The following is a 19,630-nucleotide window of genomic DNA, read 5'->3' as shown; positions in this document are numbered from 1 at the left end:
ATGTCAAACGACACCAATATTTCAAAGAGAATTGCGGAACTGCTACTTGAGGCTGAGGCTATCAAACTTAGCCCCGACAAACCTTTCCAATGGAGCTCGGGATGGCTTTCACCCATTTATTGTGATAACCGAGTGGCCTTATCCTATCCTGATACCCGAACTTTTATAAAGAAAACACTGGCAGATCTGATCCGGGACGAGTATCCGGATGTTAACGCCGTTGTGGGCGTAGCTACTGGAGGGATAGCCCAGGGGGCCCTGGTGGCGGATTGTCTTGAGTTGCCTTTCGCCTATGTAAGGCCTGAGCCAAAAAAACATGGCATGGGTAACCAAATTGAGGGGCGCCTTGAGAAAGGACAGTCAGTAGTGATTCTGGAAGATCTTATTTCTACGGGCGGAAGTTCCTTAAAAGTAGTGGATGTGTTGAGAGCCGCGGGCATCGAAGTTGCCGGAATGGTAGCTATTTTTACTTATGGCTTTGAAACCGCTTCGCAGAATTTCGCTGAGAAAGGAGTGAAACTGCAAACCATAAGCCATTATAACGCGCTTATTCAGGCAGCGGTTGAGCATAACTACGTTACAGAAAATCAGGTAAAGAGCCTTTCAGAGTGGCGGCTTGCTCCTGACAAGTGGGGGAAATAGCGCCTTTGAAACTTTACCCATAGGCATCTCACCATTATCGGGCAGATGTTATTTTACTAAAAAAGCTCATCCTGGAACCAGGATGGGCACACTCTTCTTCGTACAGTATACCCGACCCTTCCTACTTTCGATAGTATACGCTATGTGCCTTTTGGTGATATAGTTACGTTGCTTTTGTGCTTTTATCCGGCATGTGGTAACAGCAAAAGCAGGTTGCATTTTTTTTGGAACAGATTTATGTTTCTAGCCGTCAATTGTATATATATTGTGTTAAAATTGATCCAGACTCACTACTTTGAATGATTGATGTTGCTTATCCCTATTTTGACATAAATTTAAGCTGGCTTTCCAACAATTACCGATTGTTACTGGAAGCCAGGGATGAAAACGTGCCGGTACGGGAGAGGCTGCGTTTTCTTGGCCACTATTCTTATCAGACAAAGGAGTTTTTCAGGGTACGCATTCCCAGCCTGCTGGGCATGTGCGAGGTAAGTAATGACATCAGGTCCAAGCTGAATATTTTTCCCCAGTCCCTGCTGGAGCACGTCCATGAGACGGTTGAAAACCAGCAGCGTGAATTTAACGAGATACTGACAGCAAACATCTTACCGGCATTGCTTGGGCAAGGCGTTCATTTATACTATCAGGAATCCATTGCCAATGAACATCTCGATTTTTGCCGGACTTTTTTCATTGAAAAGCTGTTCAGGTTCCTGCAGCCGGTATTTCTGGATACCCGCAGAAGTTCCAAAACAACAGTGTTCGAGCCGAGGAGGTTGTATCTTGTGCTTAGGCTGCGGAGAGCCATGGAGCAGGACGATTTGTACGCAACTGTCAATACTCCAACAGATGTTTTCGGAAGATTTATAGAATTACCTGAACTGGATGGTAGAAGACAGTTGATTTTTCTGGAAGATCTGCTCCGAGAAAATCTGAACCTTTTATTTCCCGGTTACGAAATACTTGACTGTTACGCGCTGATTGCCGAGAAAGAAACAGAGCTGAATTTTGAAGATGAATACCCGGCATCAATGGCGCAACGGATTGTGAAACAGCTTGATAAACGCAATTTTATACAGCCGTTTCAGTATTTTTTTGAAAGTGGTATGCCCCTTCAGATGCGGGAATACCTGGTATCAAAAGCCGGGATTTTCCTGAATGAATTCCATGAACAGGGGAACTATATTTTAATGCAGGATCTCATCAAATTTCCATCCCTTTTCAGGAAAATGGAGTATCCTGTGCAACGGCCTGTGCCAACCTCCGGTTTTGAAGACAGGGTCTCGATTTTTGATGTTATTCAGCAAAACGACCAACTGTTACATCTGCCATATCATAGTTATGAGCCGATCATACGTTTTTTTAATGAAGCGGCAGTGGACCCCTTGGTCCGGGAAATTCATGTTTCCCTGTATAAAATAAGTCCGGGCTCTTTCATTCTCAATTCCCTCATCAGTGCGGCAAGAAACGGGAAACGCGTATTAACTTACGTAGAACTCAACACTAAGCTGGACATTCAGGAAAATTTGCATTGGTCACGCAAGATGAGGGATGCCGGTGTAAAGATTATTCTAAACACGCCGGGATTAAAGGTACATGCAAAAATGGCTTTGGTAAAAAGGCGAGGGCAGAAGGGGTGGGAAAGATATGCTTTTATGGGGACTGGCGGATTTCACCGCCTTACAACCCGTGAGATTGTGGACCATGCGCTGTTGACCTCTAACCGGGACCTGACCAATGAGATTGAACTTTTATTCGGATACCTGTTTACCCAGGATGAACCAAAAAAATACAAGTATCTGCCATTCAATACCTTGAGTGTTACGCAATTCAATTTACAGAAAAGGTTGCTGGATCTGATAGACCGGGAGATCGTGAATTGTAACGCCGGGCTCAAATCATTTATTACTATCAAAATAAACCAGCTTCAGGACCGCATCCTGATCGATAAATTATATCAGGCCGGGCAGGCGGGTGTTCCCGTTCATGTGATCGTCAGCGAAAGTAGTAGTATTATTTCAGGTCTGCCGTCGATCAGTGACAACATTATTGTAAGTCGCCACATCGACAGATACATTGAGAATACGAGAATTTTCCACTTCTGTAATCGGGGAAATGACGAAATTTATCTGTCTTCCTGTGACTGGACTTTCCGCAACCTGCATCGCCGGATTGACATCTGTTTCCCTATACTGGACGAGAACCTGAGGAATCAGATGAAACAGGTATTGCGGAATTATATGAACGATAACCAGAAGTCCGTTCGGCTGGATCTTTACCAGAATAATCTGCGGATATCTGACGACGGCCGCCCAAAATTACGTGCGCAGGATGCGAATTATCGCTTGGTGGAAAAATGGGAGCGAGGGGTGCTTGCAAAGAAAAATGATTAAAATACTTCTACAAATACAAATGAGTGTGGGTCGTGATATGTACGAAGTTAATGTAAAAGGAATTCGGTAGCGATGATTAAAAAAATATATAAAAACCATCCGCCTTGCCGCTGTTAAAAAAAAGGATATTTTTTGGCCTTAGGGGCTTATGAGGCAAGAAAGCGCTAAATTTTTTACTCAGAGCCGTATTTGGCCTTGAGATGTCGGAAGTATCTGATTATATTTGAAGTATATAACTGTATCTCACCCAATAAAGAAAAAACTAAGTATGGGAATAGTAGAGCGAAGAGAGCGGCTGAGAATTCAGGTACGCTCTGATATCGTGAAAACAGCTAAGGAGATTGCGCGTGAGGATGGTTGGACAGCTGTTTCTATTAGGAAAATTGCGGAGGTGATCGAATACAGCCCCCCGATTCTGTATGAATATTTCGAGAGCAAAGATAAATTACTGGAAGCGATCCGCATGGAAGGATTTGATTTTCTGCAGGCGGAATTTTTAAAGATAAAAACGCATTTCAGTAATCCACAGAAGCAGCTTGTTGAGGTTGCTCAGTGTATTTGGAACTTTTCGGTTACCAATCCCGAAGTATTCCAGGTTATGTTTAACCTGGAGGGTGCTTTTTGTGATTCAAAAAAGGTTTACTCACAGGTAATGAGTATCAAGGGAAATCCAGTTTGGGAAATGATTGCCATGCTTCGTCCTAAATCTGGCGAAGCGGTTACCAAAACTTATTATGAGTGGTGGTGCCTTACCTATGGGTTTATCTCCATTACCATGACCACACAGCCATTGCATGCTTTTGCTCAGGCCGAACCTGTTTACATGGAGGGCGTGAGGCGCTTTATCAGAAGTATTATGTAAGAAAACTACACTACAGTATGTGGCCGTACCTCCACTTTGCTTTGGTGATAAACCATGGAATAGGGAGGTACACTTCTGACAATCCAGGCATTACCACCGATAATAGAGTCGTGGCCAATGACCGTTTCTCCACCTAGGATTGTTGAGTTGGCATATATAACCACATTGTCCTCTATCGTGGGATGCCTTTTTTTCAGGGCCATCGATTTTGAAACATGCGTTGCACCCAGGGTTACACCCTGATATACCTTTACATTATTGCCTATGTTGGTGGTTTCGCCGATCACGATTCCGGTGCCATGGTCGATAAAAAAAGCATCACCTATAACCGCATTGGGGTGAATGTCGATACCCGTCTGGCTGTGTGCAAATTCTGTTAGCATTCTGGGTATCAAAGGGATACCTTTTTTTGCGAAACAATGTGCAAACCGATAAGTGGCAATTGCCATGAATCCAGGATATACTGATATCACCTCCTCAATACTTACCGAGGCAGGATCATTGTCCGTAATGGATTTGGCATCTCCCAGTAATTTGTAATAGATACCGGGAATTTCATTAAAAATATCGTCGAGTATTTCTTCCTTACTTCTTTCTAATTGAGGTGCCAGGGGAGTAATGAGGCAATCCAGTTTCATACGGATGCCTTCATACGCAGCTTTAATGTCCGTTCGCGTATCACTTTGCGTGCAGTCCTGGCTTATAGGAAATAAGAAATTTATCAGGCTCTGGATAAACTTCCCGGCGTCATGTCGGGACGGTAACCGGTATTTGTAAGTTTCGTTTTGTAAAGCAAGGTTCTGCAGAAAAACTTCCTGGTGGTTGGCTGTCATCGAATATCGATAATTTTTCGTAGGTATTTACAGGCACTTAATAAGCTAACAAATTAACGTACGGAAATGTTAACTTTTTGTAATTATTGTCAAAAATACTTTTCCTTGCGGTCAAAACCATAATAATATATTGTAAATTGAGGTTATAAGGTTATTGGCTGAGAATTAACTGATCACAAAATAGATGTTGTTGACATGAGCAGGATTAAGATCGTTTTGATAACCGTCGTATTGCCGCTAATGCTTTCGTCCTGTTTTGGAAGGTACATTGTTACCGAAAAGGAGGTGAGGAGGCACTATGCGCACCGTGACAGAAAGCCGGAAATGAGAATGATCAAAAATGATACATTGACTCTTTGCGTGGCAAGTGTTGGCGCGGATACTCTCCCGATGCTGTTACTTATCCATGGTGCACCGGGTTCCAGATGGGGATACATGAATATGATGGATGATCCGGAACTCAGTCATCGTTTTCATATTGTTTCTGTTGACCGGATTGGGTATGGAAAATCAAGGCTGAAAAAAAGGCGTTACGTTACGTCAATAGATACCCATGCCCATTCGCTGCTTCCTGTTTTATCTCTGAACCATTCTTCGGAGAAGGTCACCGTTCTGGGCAGATCTTACGGCGCTCCTATTGCGGCCCGTCTGGTTTCGCTCGTCCCTGATAAAGTGAAAGAGCTGATCATGGTATCTCCTGTGATAGACCCTGATACCGAAAAGTTCTACTGGTTTTCAAGATGGGGGAGGATGTCAATAGTCCAATGGTTTCTTCCAGAGGAGTTTAATGCAGCTACAGCAGAAAAATACAGTCATTCCGAAGAACTCAAAAAGCTACTGCCGATATGGCATAATCTGAAAGTAAGGACCACGGTAATCCAGGGTGGGAACGACTGGATTGCTGATCCATCGAATATCGAGTTTGCCAAAAAGCATATTGGAAGCAAACGCGCTCAATATATTTTTCTTGATAAAGCTGGGCACATGATCACTTTTTCTCATTTGGGCATGATTAAAGAAATGCTGATGAAGAATGCCTTGTTTCAGGACAGGATTAGCTCGGTGAATAGTGATGTGCTGGGTGGCGGAAACTAGTTGTGTGTAGTACCTGGCTGGTCTTCTGATATCCGGACACATTTCTTTTCTGGAAGTGGTCACTTCTTCCAAATCCATAAGGTTTGTTTAAAAATATCTGGCTCGGGAAATCCCCAGATACTACCGGACTATTTTTTTTGTGGCCGACTGGTTTCCGTTGGATGCTCTAACAATGTACAGGCCAGGGACATACTTGCGTAAATCAAACTGTTGCTGAACTGTAATTTCAGGAGAAGAGGTCTGCAGCTCGTTAATTACCCTGCCATTAATGTCAATGATCTGAATATTCACCTTCGATTTTATCTTGTTATAAACCGTCACGGTCAGATAGTCCTGGGTAGGAATGGGATACGCTTCCACGGCAATGGCAATTCCTGAATGATCAAAATCAGGGGCGCCGGTAATCACACCAGGATTTTCTGCCGGCTGGTAGGGAGGAACAGTTACTGTTTCACCCGGCTTATCAGTTACCCTGATTACCCCCTCCCGATAGGTTTCAGAAATAGTGACACCGTCCCGCCATTCGTAAGCCAGGACAGCAAACAGATAATTTCCGGCCAATTCAGGGGCATTCCACGAGAGTGTTTTATTGATTTGGTCAATTTTGAAGGTCCCGCTTTTGGATACATCGTTGGGGTACAGGTAGTCATGCGAAGTCATTCGGACGCCACAGGTACCAGGCGAGGGAATGCTAACCTTTACTATTTTATAGGAAATGCTGTCAGAATCGGTTGATTTTGGTTTAAGGTTAACCGTAAAAACCTGGCGAATACCGGCTGTGAAGCTGAGATTTGGGAAGTCGGGAGTGGAATTGGCTTGCTGGGTATTGATAACGGTCCAGATAAACATCGGCGTTAACACGCTATTGGGGAAATTCAGGATATTGGCGCTGCGGTTATTTTCCGAGACCGAAATCTGAAACGTACCAGATGATGCGTAAGTATGGTTACCTTCATATACTTTGGCCACAATATCATTGTTTTCGGGTACCATATTGCTTGACACCATACCCAAGTCACTGACGGTACCATCTCCGAAGCAAACCGTAACACTGTTTTGCGCGTTGGTTGCAGATGTGGCATTTGCGGCGTCAAGATAGAGCTGGACAGAAATCTTGTAAGTCTGGCCGGAAATATGCGTAGCCCTTATTTCTCCGCCCATCAGGTGGGTAGCCAGGGAAACAGATGACGAAAGGAAAAGGAAAACAAAGAATGTATATAAAACTCTCATACAGAAAAGTGCTACGGTAAGGTTACTTGGGTATTACTTAGTAATTAAACGAGTTTGATACCTTATTTTGTATCATTGTGACGGGATCTGAGGTAAGAAATATTTTAGCCGTTAAAAATCAGTGGTAACGCTTAAAATTATCCTTGGTATCCGCGCGGATTAGCCGCCGAAACAAGGTTGGCGGCACTTTTTACTTTCATTGACTACCCTATAAACTGGCCGCTCCTAATCAGTTGAACACATAATATGAAAAAAGATTTCCCCAGATACGATCTGAAAGCTTTCTCCCGGGACGAACCAAGGGCGTTGTTTTACATGACAAGGCTGGAAAGGCTAGTGAAAGATTTTAAAGGTATTAACAATTCACATTCTCATTCATTTTATCTGGTGATGTGGATCACAAAAGGTACCGGTACCCACACGATCGATTTTAAATCATACGATGTCAAACCGCATCAGCTCTATTTTTTAACACCCGGACAGGTACATAGCTGGGAGCTTTCGGCAGATATGGAGGGCTTTAATTTATACTTTGAGGCTGACTTTTTTCAGTCGCGTTTCCCGGGGAGGTTATATCAGTATCCTTTTTTTCACTCCCACCAGCATAAGCCTATATTGGAAACGGATTTTGAAAAAAGTCTTTTCACCAATCTTTTTTACAATGCTTATCAGGAATATAAATCGGGGAAAATAAACCGGCTGGAAGTTTTTCTATCTTATCTGCACATCATTCTTGAATCGGCAAACCGGCTTTATACCGACAAGCTGACCGTCGAAGACAAGCATTATTATGAACGGATCCGTTTATTCGAAGAATTAATTGAAAAACATTTTCTTGACATCAGAGATCTGGGAGTTTACGCCTCCATGTTACATATCAGCCCGAATCATCTGAATCATATCTGCAAGATTGTGCTGGGGAAAACGGCAAGCCAGCTCCTGTACGAACGACGGGTGACTGAGGCACGTCGTCTTTTGATTCATACAGACCTCAATGTGAAGGAGATAGGGTACCGCCTTGGTTTTGAAGATCCATCATATTTCGTGAAGTTTTTCAGGAAACATACTTCCGATACTCCGCAGGAATTTCGTCAGAAAACATTAGCTGTCCGATGACTGATTCTGGAAAGAGTATAACGTCAAGTATGTGAAAAAGATACCTCCCCAAAGCATATTGAAGAGGTATCATTCGGTTTGACTAACCTTTCAGCTGCGCTTCCACCACCGCAATGGCTACCATATTTACAATTTCACGCACCGAACTTCCCAGCTGTAATACGTGCACTGGTTTTTTCATTCCCAGTAGTATGGGGCCGACGGTTTCCAGTTCAGCTACCTGTTTAAGCAGGTTATAGGCAATGTTGCTGGCCGATAAGTTGGGGAAAATCAGTGTATTGGCACCACCCTCTACCAAATCGCTGAACGGATGGTTCTGTTTCAGCAATTCAGTATTAAATGCGAGGTGGGCCTGCATTTCGCCCTCGACGATCATTCCTGGATTCCTTCTTTTCAAGATCAAGGTGGCTTGCCTCATCTTTTCGGCATCTTTTCCATCGGCACTGCCATAGTTGGCGTAAGTTACCAGCGCTATGCGTGGCTGAATATTAAAACGCTCAATGGTCCGCGCTGTCAATTCTGTGATTTCGACAATTTCTTCAACAGTGGGATCCAGGTTGACTGTCGTATCTGAGAAGAAAAGAGGTCCTTTAGGGGTAAGTAAGATATACATCCCCGCCACCTTATTAACATCGTCCTGCTTCCCAATCACATGAAGTGCAGGACGGATGGTGTCCGGATAAGTACGTGTAAGCCCTGAGATAAATGCATCAGCCTCACCATTGTCGACCATCATGGAGCCAAAATAGCTTTTGAAATATACAGTCCTTCTGGCTTCTATTGGTGTAAGCCCTTTACGTTTTCTCTTTTCGTAAAGTTTGGAAGCATAAAGTTCAATCATCGCTTCGTTTTCCTCGGCGCGTGGATCCACGATCGCCACATCACCCAGATCAAGATTGCTTTCCCGTATCAGGGATTGTATCGTATCCCGGTTGCCAAGTAGTATTGGGTAGGCGATCCCCTCGTCCCTTACTTGCTGGGCGGCTTTAAGTACCTGAAGATTTTCAGCATCCGCAAACACAACGCGTTTTGGAGCCAGCTTAGCTTTATTGAGAATAACTTTGGTTAGCTGCTCATTGCGGCCCAGGCGTGTAGAAAGTTCCTGCTCGTAGGCTTCCCAATCCGTAATAATCTTACGGGCTACGCCTGTAGCAATAGCTGCTTTGGCAACGGCAGGTGCAACGGTGGTAAGCAGGCGGGGATCAACAGGCTTGGGGATAATATAATTTTTCCCAAAAACAATGTTGGTCTCGTTGTAAGCCAGGTTAACGATGTCAGGAACCGGTTTTTGGGCAAGTTCGGCCAGGGCAAAAACAGCCGCCAGTTTCATTTCCTCATTGATTTCAGTAGCCCTCACGTCCAATGCGCCACGGAAGATGTAGGGAAAACCCAATACGTTGTTCACCTGATTGGGATAGTCCGAACGCCCTGTTGCCATGATGACATCTGCACGGGCTTCCACGGCATCCGGATAGGGGATCTCAGGATTTGGGTTGGCCATGGCCAGTACGATAGGGTCCTTTGCCATGGATTTTACCATTTCCCTGGACACGATATCTGCTGTGGAAAGCCCCAGGAAAATATCCGCCCCTACCATGGCTTCCTCCAGTGATGCATATGCCTGGTCTGTGGCAAACTGCCGTTTCATATCATTAAGGTCTGTACGACCGTTATGAATATGGCCTTTGGTATCAAACATAGCCACTTTCTGAGGATCCACACCCAGAGACATATAGAGTTTGGTGCAGGAAACAGCGGAGGCACCTGCGCCGGAAACAACCACCCGGATATCTTTGATATCCTTTTTTACCAAAACCAAAGCATTGAGCATAGCGGCTGCACTGATAATGGCTGTACCATGCTGATCGTCATGCATGACGGGAATGCTTAGCTCTTTTTTCAGCCTGGCCTCAATCTCAAAGCATTCGGGTGCCTTGATGTCTTCCAGGTTAACACCGCCGAAGGTGGGTTCAAGAATCTTGACGGTCCTTACAAACTCATCTACATCCTTGGTGTTTAGTTCAAGATCAAAAACATCTATATCCGAATAAATCTTAAATAACAACCCTTTGCCTTCCATCACAGGTTTACCCGCTTCTGGCCCTATATCGCCTAATCCAAGCACAGCAGTACCATTGCTGATTACCGCCACCAGATTGCCCTTAGCGGTATACAGATAGGCATTTTCAACATTTTCAGCAATTTCGAGGCAAGGTTCTGCAACGCCTGGAGAATAGGCTAAGGAAAGGTCGCGCTGGGTATTGGTTTCTTTGGTTGGGAGAACCTGGATTTTCCCGGGCCGGCCTTTTGAGTGATAGTATAGAGCGTCTTCTTTTCTGATTTTCTTGTTCATACCTGCTTAGGAATTATTTCATGCTAAGGTACAAACATTCATTACAACGCAAATAAAATCAAATTTATATTCCCTCTGATTTTAAAATAAGGCGAGAATAGGCTTTTATAAGTCCCTAAAAATCTTTTTGGTAGAGCTGATTTCCCCGTCTTTGAAAGAGGGACTTTTCACCATCTTTTTTTTCTTTTTTACTGTCAGTACTCTTTTTTTCATGAAATAAGCAAAAACCATATACATGCCAAACATCGCGATGTATATGTAGAGTGAAGCAGTATTGGTGATATCGCCGTGAAAGACAAAAAACAAGCCTGTGTTCAGGATGGTAACCATCCAGAGGGTAAATGAAGCCCAGAAGTGATTAAGGCCATTGTCGATCAGGATGTGATGCATGTGGTTCCTGTCTGCTACAAATGGTGAGCCACCTTTGATAATACGAACGATAAATACTCTCAGTGTATCAAAAATGGGTACAATTAACAGCACCATCACAATAATAGGAGCGTTGAAGTAGGCGTTGGAATCGTGCAGATACCCTACGTTTAAATTCAGGAATTCAACAGCAAAAATAGATAAAAGGTAACCAACTATCAGTGAGCCGGTATCTCCCATGAAAATTTTACTGGTTTTAGAAAAGTTAAACCGCAAAAAACCGAGCAGCGAACCCGACATGGAGAAGGCAAGGCAACCGAAGGAAAAGTGGTCGTTCAGCAGAAACCAGATACCGAACCCAAGCCCTGCGATGAGGCTGATCCCCCCTGCAAGGCCGTCAATCCCGTCGATAAGGTTAATGGCGTTGATGATAGCAATAAAAATGAAGACCGTCAGCGGAATGCTGATATACTCGGGCACGTAGTGGATACCGAAAATGCCGTAAAAATTATCCACTCTGAAATTTCCCATTGCAACCAGTATCATTGATGCAAAGATCTGGATAATCAGTTTTTTGGCGGGATCCACAGCCAGAATGTCGTCCTTGATTCCCAAGAAGAACAAAATGATCATCCCCGTAACAGATAAACTGATCAGATTTGAATCAAGTGTGTTTTCTGAATGAGGCCAGAGAAAATAGGCGATCAAGGTAGCTGCAAACAGAGCGATACCTCCCAACGTAGGTGTTTCTGCCTCATGCGAACTTCTGAAACCCGGTTTTGCGGTCAGATTCAGAAGATTGGATAAATTAATAATAACCGGAATCGATATAATGGAAAGGAAACAGGCTATGAGAAATGACAGGATACTTTGATATATATCGTGATGAATGATGGTGCTGAAGTTGCCTTCACTAAGAATCTGGAGAGGTAGTATTGTTTTCATGTGCGGGATGAAGCTGTTATCTATCTGTTTGGATTCCGGAACAGCTCGGCATTCAAAATTGGCGAATTTTCCGAACTTTTTAGAAATGTTAAATGCTATAGTGTGAAAAATTATTAAACGGTATGTCGTTTACTTCTGCGGTTAAAAAAACTGGAAAATCTTTCTTAACGGTTTCAGTAACAAGGTATAAAATTTTGGATTTAAATCATTAATAATCCACGCTTTACGGTCATTTTTGTTGGCTTTCAGCCGATTTTTAAAGTTACTGTTACTTACCCCCCCGGTTCTCATCCTGATCCAGACCTTGGGAACATAGGCCATGCTGGCTTTATATTTATGGATCATCCTCAGCATCAGTTCGTAATCGGCGGCACTTCCGAGATCAAGCCTGAAAACACCATATCTTTCGTATAAACTTTTCTTTATAAAAAAGGTGGGATGCGGAGGCATCCAGCCATTGAGAAACGCACCCTTTTGATACGAGCCAGATTTCCATTTGCGTTTTACCAGCCCGGTGTTTTCCGAATCAACATATTCAAGGTCTGCATAACAGGCATCGGCATTCAATTGCTCCACGGCATTTGCAGCTTCGGTCAGTACGGTTTCTGTTACGTAAAAATCGTCAGCATTAATAATACCAATCAGTTCACCAGTTGCAATTTTTATTCCTTTATTCATGGCATCGTAGATGCCATGATCCTTTTCACTCACGAATTTTTGAATACGGCTTCCGTAGCTCCTGATTACTTCCTGCGTGCCGTCTGTGGAACCTCCATCAATAATGATATATTCCAGGTCATGGTAATCCTGTTTAAGGACAGAATCAATGCATGTTCTGATTGTTTTGGCTCCGTTGTATACAACTGTAATTATGCTAATTTTCAACTTGTTAGGGTTCTGTTTTTGACCATTACTGCAGGATTTCCCTGATAAATCCCAAAAGGCAACAAATCTTTCGTAGCAACTGAACCGACCGTCAGGACCGCATGTGAACCTACCGTTACGCCCGGACAAACCGTGGCTTTGGCTCCTATCCAGGCGCCCGTTTTAACTACAATCGGCTTGGTGATCAGATCAAAAGATATTTTGGTAAAATCATGATTCCCCGTCAGTAAAAGACAACCTTGAGATAGACACGAATTTGCCTCCAAAGTCACCATAGTGAGGTTATCAATCCACACATTTTCACCAATCCACACATGTTCTGCCACTTCCAGCAACCAGGGATATTTGATGTTAACCTTAGGTTTGATGACTGCACTATTCGATATTTTTGCTCCAAAAAGTACTAGTAACCAACGTTTTATAAACATGGGTACAGGCAGATAGGTGTTGATGAAAATTCGGGAAAACAAATACCAAAAAAAAATTTTTATTTTGCTTCCCGGTTTGTACCAGCTGTTATTGTACAGGGACAGATCTGTTTGGGCTTTGGAGGTTTTTTCCATATTCTGTCCTAAAATGCTCAATTATATCGTTTTTCTCTTTTCCTGCACGCAGGTATACTTCGAAGATTTTGGCGTCAACCAGGAACCGGTACCAGAACCCCTGTAAAAAGTGCCAGATCAATCCTTTCTTTCCGTCCAGAAATCCAAGTTTTATAAAATACCTGAACAGAAAATACAGAAAAGGTCGTGTGAAGAGCGGGAGGCTTGCATATTTAGTTTTCAGGTACCTGGTTCGTTGTTCCTGTGTTCCCCAGAAAGCGGGTTTGACAGTTTCCTTATTGTCAAAATTATATTTAATATTCAATAAATCAATAACTTCCCTTATTGCGTAATTGTTATGCTTTTGGGTCCACCAGGTGAGGTTGTTTAAATTATGATCTACGATGTCATTCAGGAGATTTACCGTGTGCCCTCCTGATAGTTTAATGTGCTCGTCCATCCACAATTCCTCACAGATGCCCATGCCGTTGCGCCAGATTCGGAGCAGCCAGATGGGGTAGTATCCTCCGCGGCGAATCCATTTTTCCATGAACATGACACGCCTTTTAACATAAAAGCCGGAAACATCACTCGCAGTGGATTCAAGTACCTGGTTCAGTTCGTTAGCCAGTTCCGGAGTGATATACTCGTCCGCATCCATTCGCATCAGCCATTGGGTGGGGAAAGGATTGTGGGAAATGCCGTAATTAAACTGAAAGGCGTAGGAAACCCATGGATTCTGGATCACAACAGCCCCAAGCCCTTCTGCCAACTGGACGGTGTTATCCGATGAAAATGAGTCAACGATAAAAATTTTATCAGTGATAAGTTTCAGGCTTTGTATGCACCGCTCGATATGCTTCGATTCATTATGTGTTAATATAATCACGGACAAATCAACCATACAGGAGGCGAGAATCGGAAATTGATGCTTAGATCTTTAGTGAAAGTTATAGGCAAATGTAGTTACAATTTATTAACTTTCTTGTATTCTTCCAACAATTGATTTGCAACGACACGAATATCAAAGTTTTGTTTAACCATCTCAAAAGCTTTTTTTGAAATAGATGACCGATATGCTTCGTCTTGTAATATTTTAAGAAGTCCTTCTGCAACTCCCTCTCCCGTAAGCGGGGTGAGATAGGCCGCCTGGTATTTTTTGATGTAATCACCAAAACCCACTCTATCCGAAACCAAGGCCGGTACTCCGGCTGTCATTGCTTCGAGTACGGCTATGGAAAATCCTTCGGAATAGGATGGAAGAACGAAAAGATCGGCATCCGACAATGCTTCTTTTTTTAGTGTATCTGTCAGCATCCCGACCAGTCGGACCCTGTCTCCAAGATTATGACGGTTTATAAATTCTTCCGTTTCAGCCTGATAGCCATCATCGGGGCCTGCAAGTATGAGTAGTGCGTCGGGCAACTGCGCATGTACCTGCATGAAAGCAGGGAGCAAAAGATCAAGCCCTTTTTTGATATTAAGCCGTCCCATGAAAAGGATGATCTGCTTGCTGGCTGCAATACCATTTTTTGATCTGAACAAGCCCTTCTCAGGAAGATTGGTATACTCTGATAACTTCATGCCATTCGGTATGATCGCCATATTTTTAGGCCTGTAACCCAGGTATCTGATCACATCCTGTTCTTCATCCGTATTGTTGATCTGTATGAGATCGGCCTTTCCCAGCAGCCTTTTTTGGTAAAGCACCGTTACCAGTTTCTTTTTCCACTTGCTGTGTGCTATGGCCCATTTATCCAGCAAACCATGGATCGTGATTACTTTAACTGCCTTATTAGGTATGAGAAAGGGGGCCAGGCTACCAAAATGCCATATCCCATGCATGTGAATGACGTCATATTCGTTGATATGTTCTTTCAGATACCGGTACATAGGAATTGAAAACTCTCTGTAATAGTTGCTGAGTGGTGTTGTGCGGGCACATGCAATGAGGCGGGCACCTTCGGGTACAGTATACATTTTTTCGCCCGGCGTCATAGGGCTCAGAATATCCACCTCATGTCCCTGCCGGAGTACTTCCAGTGTATGGTCATAAATAATACGTGCCGGTCCGCCGATAGCCCAGGTATAGGCGCATATGTTTAAAATCCGCATTGCAATCTGGTTATAGTATAAGCCGGTACTCGTTTCCCGGGAATTACCTGTCATTAAGTTTTTCGTAGCATGCCACCATTTCGGCTGCTACGTTTGTTGATGAGAATGGCTTTATAATTTCCATTGACTTTGCACCCATATCAACGATTTGCTCTGGATTGTTTATGAAACTGGCCAGGGCAGTTTCCAGTTCTGCGATCTGATCTGGATGGAAGAGATAGCCGTTCTGGCCCTGACGGACGAGGTCCGGTGCGCAGCCGCATTTTTCTGATACGATCACCGGCATGCTGCATACCATTGCTTCGTTTACCACCAGTCCCCATGGTTCCGATTTGCTGGGTAATATCAGTACATCACTTTTGGCCAGAAATTCGGGCACGGTATACCATGCATGGCTTCCGGCAAATTCAATCAGAGGATCTCCCGCCGCCAGAGTCCTCAGTTTTTCCTCCTCAGGCCCGTTGCCTACCAGCAATAATTTCCAGGAGTGTTTGGCTGATTGGTTCACCTTTTTGAAAGCATTGATCAGCATTTCAAGATTTTTTTCCAGGGCCAGTCTTCCAACAAATATAAAGGAATTACCAGTCTTGCCTCCTGCCTCCCGAGCTTTGTCAAACCTGGTCCTGATGATACTTTCATCAATAACCGCTGCATTTTTTACTGCAATCCGGTCGTCAGGTACACCCAGCGTTTTCAGGTACTGAGCGGAGCTGCTGCCAAAACAAAAACAAGCATGGGCCAGGCCAACAATCCTGCTTTTAATCATCTCCTTAATGACGGACCGGTTATGATCAGCAGTGGACGATTCCGTTGAAAGGACAATTTTTACCCCTTTTAGTCGAGCATAACACATGAGCAGAACCTGGGCCCAGTCGAAATATCCTGTAACGTTAAGAACCGTAGGATTGTACCGGTGAAACGCTCTGAATAGGGCTACCAGGCGATTTTTGAATCCTACCGCTTCCAGATTTGTATGGAAAAGTACCTGGTAAGGATAGTGATAGAAAGAGATACTGTCATCATTTTTCATCGCCCCCCGGCTTGCTTCATGGTCGGCTATATGCGTTACGAAAAACGAACTGTCGGGAAATTTTTCTTCAAAGACTTTATGAATCTCAGCAAACAGCTTCGACTTGTAATGCGCCCATAGCTGATTGTGAATGACAAGTACACGCATCAGTTAGTGTTTTTGAGATATTCCAGAAATAACGGGTAGAGGTTTGCCGCCAGGAATTTCTGCCCTTGGTTATTAAAATGGACGACATCCATGTCCCTGTAATAGTGCTTGGTGATTCCCAGGTCAAACTCGTTGATCAGACGGACGTTGTGCTGTTGCGCAAAGTCAATGATTTCCTGGCCCTGGTCATTGAAATGCCCCATTTCTATTTCAGAAATTTCAGGGTGAAGATAAATAAAGAAGGGTATGTTGTTGGCACGTGCAATGGAGTCGATCTGCGCATAACCCGGATTAAAGCCGATACCCGGTTTTCTTATTCCCGCTTCGTTCAATTTAGCTTCTTTGACGGCATCTTTTTTCAGAGTACCTTTTTCACTTTGCTCCGGCTCTTTATCCTGCGGAGCAAAGAATAGGGCTTGTAAATGAAAGAGTAACAGATAACGATAGCGGTCCCATAGCTCAATCAGCGCCAGTGAGTACTGCTTGCTGGGAAAGCCGGGGTCCAGGCCCACCGGACTTTGATGTGACATAATATCGTGTGCATCATGGCTGCTCGTAACCAGACAAATCAGTTTTGCGTTAAACACACCATGTTTTTTCAAATAACCCGCAACGTTGTCGGGCCCCCAGGAGCCTGCCGAAATATTGAGCACGCGGATACGCTTATCGAACGACTTTTTAAGTTTTATTTCCAGCATTGCAGAAGCAGTACTGTCCTGGTCTGTCAGGCTTCCACCGTTTACGACGGAGTCACCTGTTAACAGGACATTCACGGTATCGGAATCTGTGAGTTCGGGATTACGCATCGATAAACTGTTGGTGCGGACTACGTTCCCGAAACGCTCCACTTCCTGATTGGGGGCATAGATATATTCAAAGTCGGGATCCGAAACATACAGAGGAGAATTGCAAAAGCCAAACTTAACCCTCAGTACCACCTCTGTGATTCCGGCAATTATGAGAATGAAGAATAGAAATCTGATGGTGATTTTTAGCATAGTACACAGGCCTCCCGGCCTTATCCGGCTGCAAATTTAGAATTACTTTTTGATTTAAGTCAGACCTCTTCGTTGCGGTTTATTATTTGGATTAAGGCTAAAATAAAGTGAATAGGTAACAAACTGACAGCGAACTGTTTGAAAGAATGATCCGGGGCGGGTACCTACAACATTTCAATAAGTTCTATCCGGTTTCCGAAGGGATCTCTGAATGAAAAACGCTTACGGTCCGGAATGAGGCTGTCATTTTTTATAATGATACCGTTGTCTTCCAGTACTTTACGGGCGGTTTCCAGGTTTTCTACAATAAATGCCGGATGGCGCTGAGATATTTCAGAGGACTCCTCAGCACGTACATGCAGCTGAATATCTCCCATTTGAAACCAAATAGCCCCGTTGGGCAAGGGGTATCCAAGATCCGTTAATTCCTCAAGACCCAGTATGCCTGAGTAAAATGCTCTGGCTTCATTTTCTTTTCCGAAGGGAATGCAAAGCATGATATGATCAAGCCTCTTAAAATCAATTTTCATACGTTAACAATAATATAACTGGCGGCAAATTTACTCTATAATTTGGTCAACGCGTCCTGCCAACTGAAATATGGGTCATATTCTGGTTTATGAACAGCGCCGATATACCTGAGTACCTTCAGAGGTTCCGTCAGCATCTTCGAACATATCGGACTCTATGCCATCATCTTGCCAATGGCCCCTTGCTCACTGGCTTGCCGTCTTTCCAGATAGCCTCTATGGTGCGGGTGTTGCGGATATTGTTCTCAGGGTTTTTTCCAAGAATGACTATATCTGCCTTTTTACCAATGGCTATTGTACCATAGTCCTGCTCAATCTTGAGAGCTTTGGCAGCGTTTTGTGTAGCAGCCGTGAGGGCCCGCAACGGTGTCAGGCCTGCCCTGACCATCAATTCCAGTTCGTGATGTTCGGTAAAACCCTGGGTCCTGACAGCGAACGCGCCCGAATCCGTTCCAAGGGCCACAGTGATGCCAGCATCGTGTATTTTTTTCAGGTTCACCAGAGCCGTTTGAGCAGCTTCGCTGTTTCTTTTAAAATCCGGAGAATTCCTTACAGATTCCTGGTAGCTTTTACTGGTCAGCATTTCATATACCCCCGGTTCCAGAGATGCTTTGAAAAAGGGTTCGTTGATCCATTCCGGGTTTTCGGTATAAATTACGGCATATTCGTCCAGGGACAACGTTGGAATATATATCACTCCTTTGGCTTTTAATTTGGCCAGTAAACTTGGCCCGACAACTGCATCCCGAATGCTGTGTGCAATAATATCCAGGCCGGCATCCACCAAGGCATCAGCATCGGCTACATTAAAAAGATGTGCTGCTACGCGGATACCTCTCTTGTGCGCTTCGCTGATAATGGCGGTATAAACCTCGGTTTTCATTTTCTGAGCCTTTCCGCCATGGTCGTCCACCCACATTTTTAAAACGGTAGGTTTTACCTTCGCTACGGAGTCAATGAGCGCTGGTACCTCTTCCGCGCTTTCGGGTCTGAGCAACAGATTCATCCATGAGCCGGGATTTTTATCCGGTGTATTAAACCCGTATCCGGCAGAATAAAGACGGGCTCCGGGAAGGAGACCGGCAACGGTAGAGTCTCGTAATCCATTGAAAATCAAAGGTCTGTCCGTACCCATTACAAGGACGTGCGTAATGCCGTAATCCTGGTATCGGACCAACTGATTGATGATATTTTCCCGGGTATAGTTTTCGGCACTGGAGCCGGTACCCTTCAGTGTTCCCACGTGAACATGGGCGCTAATGAGCGCAGGCATAACGGTTTTGCCTTGGAGATCCACCACAGTCGCGCCACGAGCAGCCAGGTTTTTGCCAATGCCGGCGATTCTGTCACCTATCAATAATATATCAGTGTTAGGTTTTGCAGAAGCGCCTGTCCCGTCTATGAGGGTGCATCCTTTTAGCAGTGTTTTAGAAGGAGTTTGTGCATGGCTGAGTTGGGGCAAACAAAACAGTATTGCCAGCAGGAGCGTATTTTTCATATTACGGGCTTCGGATAGGCTATATCAAAATACTTGAACGGATAGTA

The 19,630-nt window shown here is 44.1% G+C and carries 17 protein-coding genes; 5 read left to right on the top strand and 12 right to left on the bottom strand.

Annotated elements, in window-relative coordinates; translation table 11 throughout:
- The 3 genes from pyrE (at nucleotide 1) to KOE27_RS09880 (ending at nucleotide 3,897) form a co-directional block, all read left to right on the top strand.
- A complete protein-coding gene (pyrE, locus tag KOE27_RS09890) occupies nucleotides 1-642 on the top strand; it encodes an orotate phosphoribosyltransferase (RefSeq protein ID WP_215238730.1) in 642 nt (213 codons plus the stop codon).
- Nucleotides 643-941: 299 nt separating this feature from the next.
- Nucleotides 942-3,035, top strand: a complete 2,094-nt coding sequence (ppk1, locus tag KOE27_RS09885) for a polyphosphate kinase 1 (RefSeq protein WP_215238729.1) — start codon at nucleotides 942-944, stop codon at nucleotides 3,033-3,035.
- A gap of 268 nt (nucleotides 3,036-3,303) precedes the next feature.
- Nucleotides 3,304-3,897: a TetR/AcrR family transcriptional regulator gene (locus tag KOE27_RS09880; RefSeq protein ID WP_215238728.1), complete on the top strand. Its 594-nt coding sequence runs from the start codon at nucleotides 3,304-3,306 to the stop codon at nucleotides 3,895-3,897.
- A 5-nt stretch (nucleotides 3,898-3,902) separates the two neighbouring features.
- On the opposite strand, the gene epsC is transcribed toward KOE27_RS09880, so the two are convergent.
- Entirely contained in the window at nucleotides 3,903-4,730 is an 828-nt protein-coding gene (gene epsC, locus KOE27_RS09875; protein ID WP_215238727.1) for a serine O-acetyltransferase EpsC, read from the bottom strand.
- A gap of 195 nt (nucleotides 4,731-4,925) precedes the next feature.
- Between epsC and KOE27_RS09870 the strand changes: the two genes are divergently transcribed.
- The gene (locus KOE27_RS09870; protein WP_215238726.1) at nucleotides 4,926-5,825 is read left to right on the top strand and encodes an alpha/beta fold hydrolase; all 900 of its coding nucleotides are present in this window, start codon (nucleotides 4,926-4,928) and stop codon (nucleotides 5,823-5,825) included.
- Between the two features lie 120 nt (nucleotides 5,826-5,945).
- On the opposite strand, the gene KOE27_RS09865 is transcribed toward KOE27_RS09870, so the two are convergent.
- The gene (locus tag KOE27_RS09865) at nucleotides 5,946-7,055 is read right to left on the bottom strand and encodes a T9SS type A sorting domain-containing protein (RefSeq protein ID WP_215238725.1); all 1,110 of its coding nucleotides are present in this window, start codon (nucleotides 7,053-7,055) and stop codon (nucleotides 5,946-5,948) included.
- 246 nt (nucleotides 7,056-7,301) lie between these two features.
- On the opposite strand from KOE27_RS09865, the gene KOE27_RS09860 reads away from it, so the two are divergent.
- Entirely contained in the window at nucleotides 7,302-8,171 is an 870-nt protein-coding gene (locus KOE27_RS09860; protein WP_215238724.1) for an AraC family transcriptional regulator, read from the top strand.
- 82 nt (nucleotides 8,172-8,253) lie between these two features.
- Here the strand turns inward: KOE27_RS09860 and KOE27_RS09855 are convergent, their stop codons facing one another.
- The 10 genes from KOE27_RS09855 to KOE27_RS09810 form a co-directional block, all read right to left on the bottom strand.
- Nucleotides 8,254-10,524 (bottom strand): NADP-dependent malic enzyme, encoded by a 2,271-nt coding sequence (locus tag KOE27_RS09855; protein WP_215238723.1) that lies wholly within the window; start codon nucleotides 10,522-10,524, stop codon nucleotides 8,254-8,256.
- A 105-nt stretch (nucleotides 10,525-10,629) separates the two neighbouring features.
- Entirely contained in the window at nucleotides 10,630-11,838 is a 1,209-nt protein-coding gene (locus KOE27_RS09850) for an MraY family glycosyltransferase (RefSeq protein ID WP_215238722.1), read from the bottom strand.
- 141 nt (nucleotides 11,839-11,979) lie between these two features.
- Entirely contained in the window at nucleotides 11,980-12,723 is a 744-nt protein-coding gene (locus KOE27_RS09845; protein WP_215238721.1) for a glycosyltransferase family 2 protein, read from the bottom strand.
- Nucleotides 12,720-13,286: a WcaF family extracellular polysaccharide biosynthesis acetyltransferase gene (locus KOE27_RS09840; protein WP_215238720.1), complete on the bottom strand. Its 567-nt coding sequence runs from the start codon at nucleotides 13,284-13,286 to the stop codon at nucleotides 12,720-12,722. The genes KOE27_RS09845 and KOE27_RS09840 overlap by 4 nt, the downstream gene beginning before the upstream one ends.
- Nucleotides 13,240-14,169, bottom strand: coding sequence for a glycosyltransferase family 2 protein (locus tag KOE27_RS09835; RefSeq protein ID WP_215238719.1), 930 nt, complete (start codon nucleotides 14,167-14,169; stop codon nucleotides 13,240-13,242). The genes KOE27_RS09840 and KOE27_RS09835 overlap by 47 nt, the downstream gene beginning before the upstream one ends.
- Before the next feature lie 62 nt (nucleotides 14,170-14,231).
- Nucleotides 14,232-15,380, bottom strand: coding sequence for a glycosyltransferase (locus KOE27_RS09830; protein WP_215241564.1), 1,149 nt, complete (start codon nucleotides 15,378-15,380; stop codon nucleotides 14,232-14,234).
- Between the two features lie 43 nt (nucleotides 15,381-15,423).
- Nucleotides 15,424-16,557, bottom strand: coding sequence for a glycosyltransferase family 4 protein (locus tag KOE27_RS09825; protein ID WP_215238718.1), 1,134 nt, complete (start codon nucleotides 16,555-16,557; stop codon nucleotides 15,424-15,426).
- Nucleotides 16,557-17,555 carry a hypothetical protein gene (locus KOE27_RS09820; RefSeq protein WP_215238717.1) on the bottom strand — a complete coding sequence of 333 codons (999 nt, stop codon included), beginning with the start codon at nucleotides 17,553-17,555 and terminating at the stop codon, nucleotides 16,557-16,559. Before KOE27_RS09820 ends, KOE27_RS09825 begins: the two co-directional genes overlap by 1 nt.
- Nucleotides 17,556-17,719: 164 nt before the next feature.
- Entirely contained in the window at nucleotides 17,720-18,085 is a 366-nt protein-coding gene (locus tag KOE27_RS09815; RefSeq protein ID WP_215238716.1) for a VOC family protein, read from the bottom strand.
- A 163-nt stretch (nucleotides 18,086-18,248) separates the two neighbouring features.
- On the bottom strand, nucleotides 18,249-19,583 hold the full coding sequence (locus KOE27_RS09810) for an amidohydrolase family protein (protein WP_215238715.1): 1,335 nt from the start codon (nucleotides 19,581-19,583) through the stop codon (nucleotides 18,249-18,251).
- Between the last annotated feature and the right edge of the window lie 47 nt (nucleotides 19,584-19,630).

Source organism: Dyadobacter sp. CECT 9275, assembly GCF_907164905.1.
Lineage (GTDB): Bacteria > Bacteroidota > Bacteroidia > Cytophagales > Spirosomataceae > Dyadobacter > Dyadobacter helix.
The sequence above is the reverse complement of the archived record's forward strand: the minus strand, read 5'-3'. Positions and strand labels throughout refer to the sequence as shown.

Coding starts and splice junctions, on each gene's coding strand:
- KOE27_RS09855 (WP_215238723.1), bottom strand. CDS start 10,524: ATGAACAAGAAAATCAGAAAAGAAGACGCTCTATACTATCACTCAAAA.
- KOE27_RS09830 (WP_215241564.1), bottom strand. CDS start 15,380: ATGCGGATTTTAAACATATGCGCCTATACCTGGGCTATCGGCGGACCG.
- KOE27_RS09860 (WP_215238724.1), top strand. CDS start 7,302: ATGAAAAAAGATTTCCCCAGATACGATCTGAAAGCTTTCTCCCGGGAC.
- KOE27_RS09835 (WP_215238719.1), bottom strand. CDS start 14,169: ATGGTTGATTTGTCCGTGATTATATTAACACATAATGAATCGAAGCAT.
- ppk1 (WP_215238729.1), top strand. CDS start 942: ATGATTGATGTTGCTTATCCCTATTTTGACATAAATTTAAGCTGGCTT.
- KOE27_RS09870 (WP_215238726.1), top strand. CDS start 4,926: ATGAGCAGGATTAAGATCGTTTTGATAACCGTCGTATTGCCGCTAATG.
- KOE27_RS09820 (WP_215238717.1), bottom strand. CDS start 17,555: ATGCTAAAAATCACCATCAGATTTCTATTCTTCATTCTCATAATTGCC.
- pyrE (WP_215238730.1), top strand. CDS start 1: ATGTCAAACGACACCAATATTTCAAAGAGAATTGCGGAACTGCTACTT.
- KOE27_RS09810 (WP_215238715.1), bottom strand. CDS start 19,583: ATGAAAAATACGCTCCTGCTGGCAATACTGTTTTGTTTGCCCCAACTC.
- KOE27_RS09850 (WP_215238722.1), bottom strand. CDS start 11,838: ATGAAAACAATACTACCTCTCCAGATTCTTAGTGAAGGCAACTTCAGC.
- KOE27_RS09815 (WP_215238716.1), bottom strand. CDS start 18,085: ATGAAAATTGATTTTAAGAGGCTTGATCATATCATGCTTTGCATTCCC.
- KOE27_RS09865 (WP_215238725.1), bottom strand. CDS start 7,055: ATGAGAGTTTTATATACATTCTTTGTTTTCCTTTTCCTTTCGTCATCT.
- epsC (WP_215238727.1), bottom strand. CDS start 4,730: ATGACAGCCAACCACCAGGAAGTTTTTCTGCAGAACCTTGCTTTACAA.
- KOE27_RS09880 (WP_215238728.1), top strand. CDS start 3,304: ATGGGAATAGTAGAGCGAAGAGAGCGGCTGAGAATTCAGGTACGCTCT.
- KOE27_RS09840 (WP_215238720.1), bottom strand. CDS start 13,286: ATGGAAAAAACCTCCAAAGCCCAAACAGATCTGTCCCTGTACAATAAC.
- KOE27_RS09825 (WP_215238718.1), bottom strand. CDS start 16,557: ATGCGTGTACTTGTCATTCACAATCAGCTATGGGCGCATTACAAGTCG.